Raw genomic sequence first — 1,077 nt, forward strand, 5'->3', positions numbered from 1 at the left:
CAACCGCATGGCTGTTTATCGCCTCGATCCAGCTCTTCACCCGCCGCATCGCAAGGTCATGAATTTACGAAGGATAATTTCGAATCAGGCTCTTAGGCGCTCAGCTCTCGGAAAGTCGTAAACGCAACGTCGCCCGTTTTGGCAAGCTGTCGCGAGGACCTTCCTCAATGTGTGCGTCTTTTCTAACAATACTGGCACTTCTGATATGCCGGTGTGTCCTTGGATTTTGGTCCGGATCATATTTTTTAGCACCTTTTTTTACCACTTTTTCGAAAGTGAGTCTGCCCGCTGCGTGTTCATGAAGTACGAACCTTACACGCGCCTTTTGCGTTTCTTTTGCTATCCGCTCGGCCCGTTCAGCCGCATCTTGAAGCTCCTGCTTCTGCCGTCGTACCTCGTTTTCTTCCGCTTCTTTTTTGTGATCTCGTTCGCGGTAAAACTCGCTTATTTTCGATCGAACGTCAGTCCCTCGACTTGCTCTGGGGGCCATGACCAGTGCTTCGGGTAAGTCTTCTAAAGATGCGGCCTCAGCCAGCAGCAGAAGATAAACCAGCATGGCATTTGTCGGCCACACCGCCGTGTTCCGCATGGTTTTCGGTTTACGCTCGGGCCGAATTTTTGTTCGATCATGACCAGGGCGGCCGCGCTGAAAACTGCCGATACCCCCAGTCTTAACCCTGGGCGGTTCGGCCCGCGGTTTGCGTGCGACCTCATCCTTCACATTCTTTATGTGAATCGCTCCGTCCTGATGTTTACGCAAAAAGGTCCGGATTGTCGCCAGTTCGGCCGGATTATGGCGTAGGTCTTGCAGCTTGTCCCAAACCTGGCGGAGTTCATTTTGGCGAGATGACGATGGCTGCTTCAATGGTTGGTACCAGCATGAATTCTCGGCATCAAAGTCGCCAATGACAGCGTCCGGCTTTTCGAGAAGGAGCGCGTGACGGGGAAGGCCTATACCCCTCGCGGTCGTTCGCCGCGTGAGGCTAGGCGGCGTGGACAAATTCGTTTCACGGTTGCGGCCACGCCAGCTATGATATCGCGATGAGTGATAAGCGGTCCGAAAGCGTGTATGTCACC

At 53.5% G+C, this 1,077-nt stretch carries 1 protein-coding gene; it reads right to left on the reverse strand.

Annotation, left to right across the window (positions count from 1 at the left end):
* Positions 1-100 precede the first annotated feature (100 nt).
* Positions 101-865: a hypothetical protein gene (locus IQ25_RS20955; protein ID WP_144908215.1), complete on the reverse strand. Its 765-nt coding sequence runs from the start codon at positions 863-865 to the stop codon at positions 101-103.
* Between the last annotated feature and the right edge of the window lie 212 nt (positions 866-1,077).

The sequence above is a fragment of the Novosphingobium taihuense genome (assembly GCF_007830315.1).
GTDB classification, from domain to species: Bacteria; Pseudomonadota; Alphaproteobacteria; order Sphingomonadales; family Sphingomonadaceae; genus Novosphingobium; species Novosphingobium taihuense.